This window comes from Paenibacillus amylolyticus (genome assembly GCF_047302515.1).
GTDB lineage: Bacteria > Bacillota > Bacilli > Paenibacillales > Paenibacillaceae > Paenibacillus > Paenibacillus amylolyticus_G.
In genome coordinates this window covers 6021436-6031737 of sequence record NZ_CP168019.1, presented here as the reverse complement: position 1 = coordinate 6031737, position 10302 = coordinate 6021436, and the positions used below count along the sequence as shown (strand labels likewise).

Sequence of the window (10302 nt, the reverse complement as noted above, 5' to 3'; positions counted from 1 at the left end):
CAAAGACCCCTTTGTCCTAACTGCCGCTGTCTTATTTTTACGCCTAAACCGTTTTAGCTACCAAGCGAATAGTCACCGAGGTCCCCTGACCTTTTGCGCTGTGATATTCGATCGTTCCCTCATACTTTTCCACGATATTGTAGCAGATCATTAATCCCAGCCCAGTCCCATTTGTTTTCAATGAATAAAACGGAGTCCCCAGTGACCTCACCTCTTCCTCTGTCATGCCGCTTCCCTGATCCGTTATTCTCATCTCTACCCATTGCTTCACTCTCTTTGCTGTTACTTGGACGGTTGTACCCGCATCCGAAGCTTCCAGCGCATTTTTGATAAGATTGATCAGCAACTGCTTGAACTCAATCGTATTAATAAGGATTATACAATCCTCATCCACCTGCACATCCATATGTCTGTCCGACAACATCGCGTAGGAGCTGAGAAGACCCGTCACACCTTCAAGGACCTCCCTAACATCGACCTTCTCTGGTCTTAGTTCTCTATTAGGTTTGGCAAGGGTCAGAAATTGAGAGGTCACCTGTTCGACGGTATTCAGTTCATCAATCATTAAGGCAAACTTATTCCTCACCGGTTGCTCAAAAGAGTGATCTTCTTGATATAGCTGCAAAAAACCTCGCACAACCGTTACTGGATTCCGGATTTCATGGGCAACAGCGGCTGTTAGATGAGCGATCATCTTCAAGCGCTCCGATTGTTGTAATTGCTCAAAATAAAGTTCCTGTTTTTTCATTCGAGAAAAGGTCAGATGAAAAATAAGAAATAGAATGACCTGACTCCCCATAATATTGATAAAATTGCCTATCACATCGGTATATATATATGCATACTCATTCTCTTGGTTATACAGGAGGTTGTAACCAAACGTAATGAGGAGCAATATTCCATTGAGAATTAACGAGAAATAAAATAATTTCAGATCATAGAACAGGATGGCGAGGGCTGGAAGTAGACATATGAGAATATAAGTTGTCCACGACTGAGGATATAAAATAGCAAGCGTATAGAAGTATGCAAACCCGATCAGAATGATGCTCAATCTGAAGGGAAATGTCTCAACCTTGGGATACATCAATAAACATACGGCCAGAACGGTTACGCATAGGCAATGGATAACATACCCCACCGTAATCCCATTCAACTCTGTCGTGGACAGGATTAGTCCTGATACCATCAGAATGATGATTGTTATCATTGAAATATAATACGTTTTCCGATTCATCTGACTGTTTAATTCTTTCATGAATTCACCACTTTTAAATGAATTTCTACAGTATCATTGTATCTTATTTGGCGACCAGCATACTATGGGCTCTGATCAAATTGTTGAAGCGTGTGATTACATGAAAAAGCCATACGGATGATGTCCGTACGGCTTTTTGACAGTTGTTTTTGCTAATGCACAACACATGATTGGTGATGATCGAAGCTGGCGAATGTTACTTCCAGAGTTCTTCGGCAATTTCCTTAATGAAGGCAAGCTTGCTCCATTGCTGTTCCTCGGTCAGATGGTTGCCTTCTTCCGTGGAAGCGAAGCCGCATTGCGGGCTCAGGCAGATCCGATCCAGATCAACATATTGTTTGGCTTCCTCGATCCGTTTCAGGATATCTTCCTTGTTCTCCAGCTCTCCAAATTTGGAAGAGAAGAGTCCAAGTACAACTTGCTGATTATCCTTCAGGAAACGAAGCGGCTTGAAATCACCAGCCCGTTCCGTATCGAACTCCAGGTAGAAGCCAGAGTAGTTATCGATGCTCAGTAGTGTCTGCGCAATTGGCTCGTAACCCCCACCGACTCCTGCAAATGTCGAAACATAATTACCGCGGCAGACATGGGTGGTTACCACGAGGTCTTCCGGCAGACCAGATACCACTTCTTCGTTCAGTTTTGCAAGTTCGTTGGCGTACTCTTCCACATTAACGCCAATCTGCTCCATCACTGTGATGAACTGTTGGTCACACAGTGCACCCCACGTGCAATCATCAATCTGGATACTGCGGCAGCCAGCTTCATAGAAGGCCAGAATGGATGCTTTGTACGCCCCAGCAATGTCCGAGAGAAGCTCTTGGCGGTTCGGATAAATAGCTTGTGTGCTTTCTTTGTTATCCGCCCGGTCCAATTCGAACAGGAACTGTGCGGCCGCTGGAATGGATTGACGGGCAACAACGTCATTGCCTGCCGTATCTTTCAAGAAAGCATAATGTGCTACAAATGGGTGATTGCTGTAGCCAATTTTGCCAGTCAGACGAGCTGTCTCCGGTCTGGATGTTGCACCATTGAATCGATAGCCCTCATCAATGATTGTCCGCTCTACGCCATCCAGTCCCCAGAAGAAGTCCAGATGCCACCACGAGCGGCGGAATTCGCCATCGGTTACAGCTTGAAGGCCAACCTCTTTTTGTTTTTGTACGAGTTTCACAATCTCGGCGTTCTCTACTTCTTTCAACTGTTCCGTGGTGATTTCGCCGTTCTGGTATTTTAATCTGGCATCTTTCAACGCACTTGGGCGCAGGAAACTGCCAACAATATCATATCGAAATGGAGTGACGTTTCTTTGTTTAGGTTCGGTTTGTATGCTCATAGGTTAATCTCCCCGTTTATCATTATAGAATTAAATATAACATATCCGATCGGATTTACTGTTCTATGAAAGACTTATAGCCGGTTATAGTTATTAGCTATAGCCAGCGAGAAAGATAGTTTCATCCCTAATATAACCTTTTATACGATGGAACGATGCCCTAATGTTCATTGAGCTGCTTGCTGTCTTCATGATAATCCGGGGTCATTCTTTTCATGAGGAAACTTACCCCTGCTTCTTGTGATAGGGTTCCCCCCACTACCTATAACCGCAAGGTCATGTGCCCGGGCAACCGCACTAACACGATTATGTACCTCAAGTTTCGAAAATATATGTCTTACATGAACCTTGACGGTGCTCAAGCTGATCTGTAGCTGTTCGGCTATTTCTTCATTAGTCGATCCGGCTGCAATGCCCTGTAGTACTTCTCTCTCTCGCGATGTCAGTGGTGCGACCAGCGCCGGTGCTTCCACCACATATGACGTATTAGATATAGACTCGCCTTCATTGTCTGCATGGTTACCAGTCCATTTCTCAGTTGAGTCATCCGACGAAATACTGCGTTTATTCATTGCTCTTGTGATCGTCTGGGCCAGCCGAATTCTAGAAATTGGCTTGACCATATAGTCTAATGGATAAACGTCATAGGCATTCAGCGCAAATTCTGCGTGGGAGGTTGTAAACACAATATCAAGTTCAGCACAAATCGAGCGCAAGCTGCGAGCCAACTCTAATCCATCGTCCCCAGCGATCATGATGTCCAAAATAGCTAGATCCACGTTGCTGCCCCGGACAAAGTCCAGTGCCTCTGCCGCATCTCGGAAGCTTCCGACAAGCTCAACGCCTTCCATATTCGACAGCATTCGCTTCATAGCGAGCAGCATCGCGAACTCATCGTCCACGATAAGAACTTTCATCTCCTGTTCCGCCTCTCATGGTGAAGTGAAACACACTTCCTTCGCCTAATTTGCTTTCCGCCCACAAGACTCCGCCGCTTCGCTGGGCGAACTGTCGGCTCACACTCAGTCCAAGTCCCGTACCTTTCTCGCCCAAGGTGCCCGGCAATGAACCCAGCCGCATTTCTCCGAATAATTGTCGAACGTACTCCTCTTCCATACCGATCCCATTATCGCGGACGGAAACAGTTACCTTTTCTCCCGATAGATGAGCGGATACATGGATGGAGCCGCCAACCCCGGTAAATTTAATAGCGTTGGATAACAAATTGCGAATAATTAATCCAAGTGCTTCTCGATCTACATACACACGAGTGCCTGGAGCAATACTGTAATTCACCCTAATCTGTTTTACCTCACTTTGAATATGCAGTATATGTAAGCATTCCTCCACAACTTCAGTTAACTCCAATAACTGTGGACGAAGCACCATGTCTTCACTCTGACTGCGGAACCATTCTAACAAATTATTAGTCATTCCCAGTGTAGTCCGAGTCTGGTTCCCCAACTGCTCAATGATTTCCCGATGATCTGGACTGAAGTTTTCTCTGTCTTCTTCCAACAATTCAACGAGTTGAAACTGCACCGCCAGCGGAGTACGAATATCGTGTGATACGATGGTAACCAGTTGATCCTTCAATTGGCTGAGTTGAGCAATTTGATCCAAATGCTGCTGTTTCTCCGTAATATCGAATATCAGAGAGATAACCCCTTGCCTCTGCTTACGCTGTGTATGTAGTGGATATACGTTTATACTGTACATTTTTCTTTCGCCATCCAACCAAACTTCAATCTCGACATTGCCCTGTTGCATCGACTCGCACAACGTGTACCAATTGGGCCATCTTGCGAGCAGATCCGTAATATTCTGACCAGATATAGAGGCATGACCCAGCTTCAAAAACCAGTCGGAGGCTTGTTTGTTGTTGTCGATGATCTTGCCCGAAGCATTTGCAATTAGAATACTCTCCTGTAGTGTATCAAGCACCATATTCCTTGCAAATGGAACAATAGAGAAAAACTTGTATCGCAACACGATCACGAGCATGATCATACCTATGAAACTGCAGTAAACCGTAAACGAAAGGAGCCACGGAGACCACGCAGGGTGCACGAATCTAATAATCTCAAAAACAACGGAAAAAGAGGCAAAAAACAGAACCCACATGATCGGTTTACGCAAATCACCACGAATATTCCGAATATATTGAAATAACAAATAAAAAGATATAGCTACAATACAATAACAAATCATTGAGAACGTAATAGAATATCCTGTTTTTATCGTGGTCAAATGACCATCATGAAGTTTTATGGATCGATAGATCATATGTAACTCTGAATTGAACCACATGAGCAGTGACCAGAGTGCGAATAAAATGAAGAACACAAACTTCAAGCGGGGTCTAAGGAATTTGTCTCGGCCGATTAATTCGAGAGTGAACAATAAGAAGAAAGGCACCATTAAGTTAAGAGCCGTTTGATGTACATTGCGAAAAATCAGCTTGTCTCCTAATTCATAGCTGCTTTTCTCCAGAACGACACCGATGGAGTACATAATTCGGCATACAATGACACCGAGAAGATACTTTACACCACGCTCTTTTCTGAACCCGTATACCGAGATAAAAATGATGCAGGTCATCATTACCGAGGCAATCATAACAACAAACTCTATTGTGGAATTCATGAGGGAGGTCCTTTATGGATGGATTAGAGAAATTATAATAAAAAAACCTATATAACAGGAGTTTCTCTCCACATTATATAGGTCTCTCTAATACAAGACAACAAGTTGCAGCACGTTCTATTTCTACTTGAGATTAGTACAGTGACTTCCAGAGTCTCAGCATTACGACGGCCGCTTCCGCTCTGGTTGTCATGCCATCCGATACGAATTGATTGTCTCCCCGCCCTTGCAGGAGCCCATTCTCGTATGCAGCTTGCACGTAAGATTGGGCCCATGCCGGGATGTTTGCTCGATCAGAGAAGGTTAGATCAAGTTCGGGATCTGTCTCCCACTTCAATGCTTTCGCAAGCATTGCTGCCATTTCTGCCCGATCTATCTCCTGTTGCGGGCGAAATGTTCCATCTGGGTATCCGTTGAAAATTCCCTCGACTGCTCCCGTGTGAATGGCCAATCGCGCCCATTCGGGGGTACTGTCCTTATCACTAAAGGGATTAGCAGCTGATTGTTGTACGCCTGGAATCTGGAGTGTCCGCATCAGCATAACGGCTAACTCCGCCCGCGTTACGGTTTTATCTGGAGCAAAGATATTGGTATTCACACCTTCAACGATCTGTAATCTCGCTGCTTCACAAATATCCGTCTTTGCCCAGTGAGCCTGGATATCTGTAAATGCACACTCGAGACTCGAAGATGCGTTTTCGTTATCGTCAAGACGTGTAACCGTAATGGTGTAGACCTTCCGGGTTCCATTTTCCGCTTGGACAGTGATCTTAACCACCTGAGTTCCCACGACTAATGGAATGCTTGTCGTATCAATAACAAGCTCACTCCGCAGCTTAACGACTGCCTTCGAATCAGCAGCAACCCACTGAAGCACCAGCTGTTCACCAGATGTCTCCATTGTATACTCCGTAATCTCTGGAGCAAATTGAGGCGTTAGTTCCTCTGTGGAGCCTCCAACACGAAGAGTTAATTGAGCCAGATTTGCGTTAGACGATTGCTCTACGCTGGATGATCCTGATCCTCCTGATTCTCCCCCTGCTCCTGCTCCTCCTCCTCCTCCTGAGCTTACGACATCTACTGTCCGAAGCACGGACGCGGCTGCATTTCCAGAGCTATCCTGCACTTTGTAAGTAAGCACATAGCTTCCCGCTCGACTCACATTCACCGCCCCGGTCACCTTGATCTGCGAGGTCAAATCGCCATCAACCGCATCTTGCGCTGTTGCGCCAGGATCCGTGTAGGCACTGCCTACCTTCACTTGCATGGAAGGACTTCCAATCAACGTAATGATCGGCGGCTTCACATCTATTGTGAACGTATGTACCGCTGAATCCGGGCTCACATTGCCCACTTCGTCGCTTGCCCTCGTCTTCACCACATGCATGCCTTCTGGCAATGGCGACACTGCCGTCCACACCCAGCTTCCGTTACTTCCTGCCGCTGTCGTTCCCGCAATATTCCCGTCCATCACCACCGTGACCGTAGCTCTCGCTTCCGATGTGCCGCTAATCGTTGGCTTCGTATTGTTCGTCATGTGTCCGTGGCTCGGAATCGTAATGATCGGTGCCGCTGGAGGTGACTTATCCTCTACCTCAAACGTTAAGGATTGCAACTGCTCATGCGCTGGAACAGAATCGCTTGCTGTTATGTTAATCGTATAGGTTCCCGGTGTGTAGCTGCTCTCTTCTAGCATAACCGGAAAGTTAAAGGTCTGGTTGCTACTTGTAGCGTTAATTGCATATACATCTTGAGTTACAGTACCATTTGAAGCATCCTTTATCGTATAGCTAACTTCCAGAGGCTCACCGATGCTACCATCCCGAACATAACCGGAGATCATGAAATGATTATCCTCTAGTTCCGTGGAATACGCCGCTGATGAGAGCGGATCCACCCTCAACACGGGTGAGAAAGACTTCAAGTAGGGGGGGCTCATGTCTTCATGAATGCCCCAAATCGCCGAATCCCACCCTATATAAGTGACCCACTCTTTCATCGCGCCCTGACTCATTGCTCCGTCTGTTCCCGATTGGTTGCCAGTCGTATTGAGCCCGAGATTGTCGCTTAAGTTCCAATAGGAGTTGGTGATGGACATACCGCTGCCGATGATGATAGAGTTGTTATCTCCGACCAAACCACCAGCTATGCCGCTATCACGTGTGACAGCCCCCGTTGCATAATTATTCCCAACAGTTCCAGAATTGCCTGCGCCTATTAACCCGCCGATAGCTGCATTACTAACGCCCGTCACGTGACCCGTTGCATAACTGTTGCGAACATTACTACTTCCACCAGAATAACCAACCAACCCGCCAGCATTTCTACTGCTTGACACATCACCTGTTGCATAACTCTGTTCTATAATACTATTATTGTTATACCCCACTAATCCCCCTATATAAGTATAGCCGTTCGAATATATGCTGACGTGCGCATCACTGTTCCCCAGAGCAATATACGTACTTAATCCGACTATGCCGCCAGTTGAAAAACCATTACCATGTATCTCACCGGTTACTGAAATACGGTCTAACATATAGTAATTACTAACACTCGAACTATTGGCTAAACCCACAAGTCCACCGACGTAGTGACTGTTCGTATTAGATGATGTAATATTCACATTCTCCAATCGCACATTGTGAATCGTTGCAGGCTCGAGCACATAACCGAACAGACCGATGTAATCAGCAGACGAGACGATAGTCATTCCACTAATCGTGTAACCAGCTCCATCCAATTGACCTTCAAACGCATTTGCTGAGGTGCCGATCGGCAGCCAGTTGCCGTAGGAGGTTAAATCAATGTCAGATTGGAGCTTATAACTTGCCGTCAAGTCATCTCGAACATGATCCAAATCCTCTGCAGTTCGAATGATATACGGATCGGTTGGACTGCCATTTCCACCTCCGCTGAAAACATGTGCCGCCTGAACAGGCAACGGCCACAATCCCATCCAAGGCCCAATCGCCAGCAAAATAACTATAACAACCATCCATTTTCTTTTCATTATGTATTCCCCATTCCTTTTTCCGCTTTCACAATCCGTCTCTCACCTCAACGCTTTGGTAAGCATCCTCGGTCATTCACATTAAAGTCCTACTATACATTTTATTGCCCATCCTATCTATTGACCGAAAGGAGTAGAAGAAGGGAAAAAGGAAATGGGATAGGTTGACTGGAACAGGATTCATAGCCTAAGTCAACGTAAGAACGATCTGATCCCCGGAACGTGTGATTTTGTAGATACCCTCCTGCATGTCGATGCCATAATGCTTTTTCAGCAACCACTTGGCGTTGAGATCCGTCTCCACGACCACCAGATAATCGTAGCCGCTCAACAGGTTGTCCATATTGTCCTCATAGAACAACACGATCCCGTCCACATGTGGAGCATACAAGAAATACTTCCCTACATATTGCATGTAATAGTTCGTAACCTGCTGGTCCCTGTCCGAGGCGTAGAAGAGATATCTGTTATTATCCTCCTGCCCACCTGAGTACCACCGATCACCAGTAACCGCATGAATCTTGTAAGGGAGCGTTGTATCATAACTTTGAGCGATAGAGACGATACCATTGTATTCAGACAAAAGGATGGTGGCAGCAACTGCCATACAACCGATAATCCCTTTTTGATAATGCCCCTTCGTCTCGACCGTCTTAAAGGACTGATAATCAGGCACTTCACCGATCCGATAGTGGAATGATCGCTCCAGGTCGATCGCAGCGCACAACACCAGCCCACCGGCGAACAGCACCACAATACTGGACGCATAACGCTCAAATCCAGCCAGGACAATTGCTTCATCCAATGGCATGGAGAAGAGATACAACGCCAGAATACCCGCATAGTATAGTAACAGCACAACGTCCAAAGCAATTAATGCTTTCCACAAGTTCCACTTCTTCTTGAGCACAACGATGGCAAATACAGATGCTGCAATTGCGATAAGCTGGAAAATAACAATGCCGATCACTGGCCGTGTCGTCAGATCCGTACTGGCCTTGAGGAAAGTCCACAGAATCTCCTGCATCTGCTCCGGCGTTTTGCCGGCTTGAATCCCCGAAGTAGCGACATCGAACTTGTTATCGATCCCTTGGAACACCGTTGCCATTCGCCAGCTCCAGCCGAAGTAGGGAATCAGCGCACCGCAGATTGTACCCACTACAGCGAGCGCTGTCTTCCAACTGAACTTTTGCTTATGTTTTAGCCATGAGTACACTAGGAAAATCAGACCGATCGCGGCGAAAATAATACCCGTGCTTTTGATAATGGTCAGTAATCCCGCAAGCGGAAGAACAACAATACATGCCTTTTTGATCTCATTACGATATTGGTAGATCACCGCCAAGATCGTGAGCGCGTAAATGGGAAGTAGGAAATCCACGAGCAAATTAGTGATCCGAATCGTAAGATTGAAAAAAGAAAGTGTAGATAACCCGAGTCCAAGAAAAGCATACAGAAGAAAGCGTTTCTTCTCCGAAACAATGCCAAACATGGCATAGAAACAGGAAAAGATAAGCAATCCCTGTGCCAAGAGCATTACGGACTGAGAGTGCCCCATGAAACGACAGACATAATAAATGAAAGACGAAGTCCCGAGCGGATAGTTTTTAAAATCAATCAGGTTGGAATCTGGCGTCGGAAAGGCATCTGTACTCAACATCTGCTTCAATACGATAGCCCAGTGTGAGAAATTATCGTAATGTGTTAATTGGTTCTGAAAGAGTACCAGCAAGAAAACAAAGGTCCCTGCCAGGAATGAAAATTGGAATATAGAAAAAGACATACGTAATGATGCCCCTCGGCGCAGCCTGAGGAACAACATTCCCCCATACAAAAGCAAACCTGCAATCAGGATGACAAGGCTGCCCGTAAAGAGCTGCCCTGCCAAACCACTTAGAAAAACAAGGCAGGCAATCGAGGAAAACACAAATACAGGGATGAACTCCCAACGTAGTGAAAGTGCCTTCCGCACAAACTGCATATAACCAAGAAAGGAGAATATCAATAAAACTCCCATCACAAAATGAAGCACAATGAGCATCTCTATCT

The 10302-nt window shown here is 45.8% G+C and carries 6 protein-coding genes; all 6 read right to left on the bottom strand.

Annotated elements, in window-relative coordinates; genetic code table 11:
• Window positions 1-43 precede the first annotated feature (43 nt).
• Window positions 44-1258 (bottom strand): ATP-binding protein, encoded by a 1215-nt coding sequence (locus ACDJ59_RS26475; RefSeq protein WP_413406709.1) that lies wholly within the window; start codon window positions 1256-1258, stop codon window positions 44-46.
• 196 nt (window positions 1259-1454) lie between these two features.
• Entirely contained in the window at window positions 1455-2594 is a 1140-nt protein-coding gene (locus ACDJ59_RS26470; RefSeq protein WP_413406708.1) for a 5-methyltetrahydropteroyltriglutamate--homocysteine S-methyltransferase, read from the bottom strand.
• 188 nt (window positions 2595-2782) lie between these two features.
• Window positions 2783-3511 carry a LuxR C-terminal-related transcriptional regulator gene (locus tag ACDJ59_RS26465; protein WP_413406707.1) on the bottom strand — a complete coding sequence of 243 codons (729 nt, stop codon included), beginning with the start codon at window positions 3509-3511 and terminating at the stop codon, window positions 2783-2785.
• Complete coding sequence (locus tag ACDJ59_RS26460) at window positions 3486-5240, bottom strand: ATP-binding protein (protein ID WP_413406706.1); 1755 nt, start codon at window positions 5238-5240, stop codon at window positions 3486-3488. The genes ACDJ59_RS26465 and ACDJ59_RS26460 overlap by 26 nt, the downstream gene beginning before the upstream one ends.
• Window positions 5241-5373: 133 nt before the next feature.
• Window positions 5374-8253, bottom strand: a complete 2880-nt coding sequence (locus ACDJ59_RS26455; protein WP_413406705.1) for an S-layer homology domain-containing protein — start codon at window positions 8251-8253, stop codon at window positions 5374-5376.
• A 187-nt stretch (window positions 8254-8440) separates the two neighbouring features.
• Window positions 8441-10294, bottom strand: coding sequence for a hypothetical protein (locus ACDJ59_RS26450; RefSeq protein ID WP_413406704.1), 1854 nt, complete (start codon window positions 10292-10294; stop codon window positions 8441-8443).
• Window positions 10295-10302: the final 8 nt, after the last annotated feature.

Bases quoted from the DNA above. Each gene is read 5' to 3' on its own strand.
- ACDJ59_RS26475 (WP_413406709.1), bottom strand. From the start codon at position 1,258: ATGAAAGAATTAAACAGTCAGATGAATCGGAAAACGTATTATATTTCA.
- ACDJ59_RS26470 (WP_413406708.1), bottom strand. From the start codon at position 2,594: ATGAGCATACAAACCGAACCTAAACAAAGAAACGTCACTCCATTTCGA.
- ACDJ59_RS26465 (WP_413406707.1), bottom strand. From the start codon at position 3,511: ATGAAAGTTCTTATCGTGGACGATGAGTTCGCGATGCTGCTCGCTATG.
- ACDJ59_RS26460 (WP_413406706.1), bottom strand. From the start codon at position 5,240: ATGAATTCCACAATAGAGTTTGTTGTTATGATTGCCTCGGTAATGATG.
- ACDJ59_RS26455 (WP_413406705.1), bottom strand. From the start codon at position 8,253: ATGAAAAGAAAATGGATGGTTGTTATAGTTATTTTGCTGGCGATTGGG.
- ACDJ59_RS26450 (WP_413406704.1), bottom strand. From the start codon at position 10,294: ATGCTCATTGTGCTTCATTTTGTGATGGGAGTTTTATTGATATTCTCC.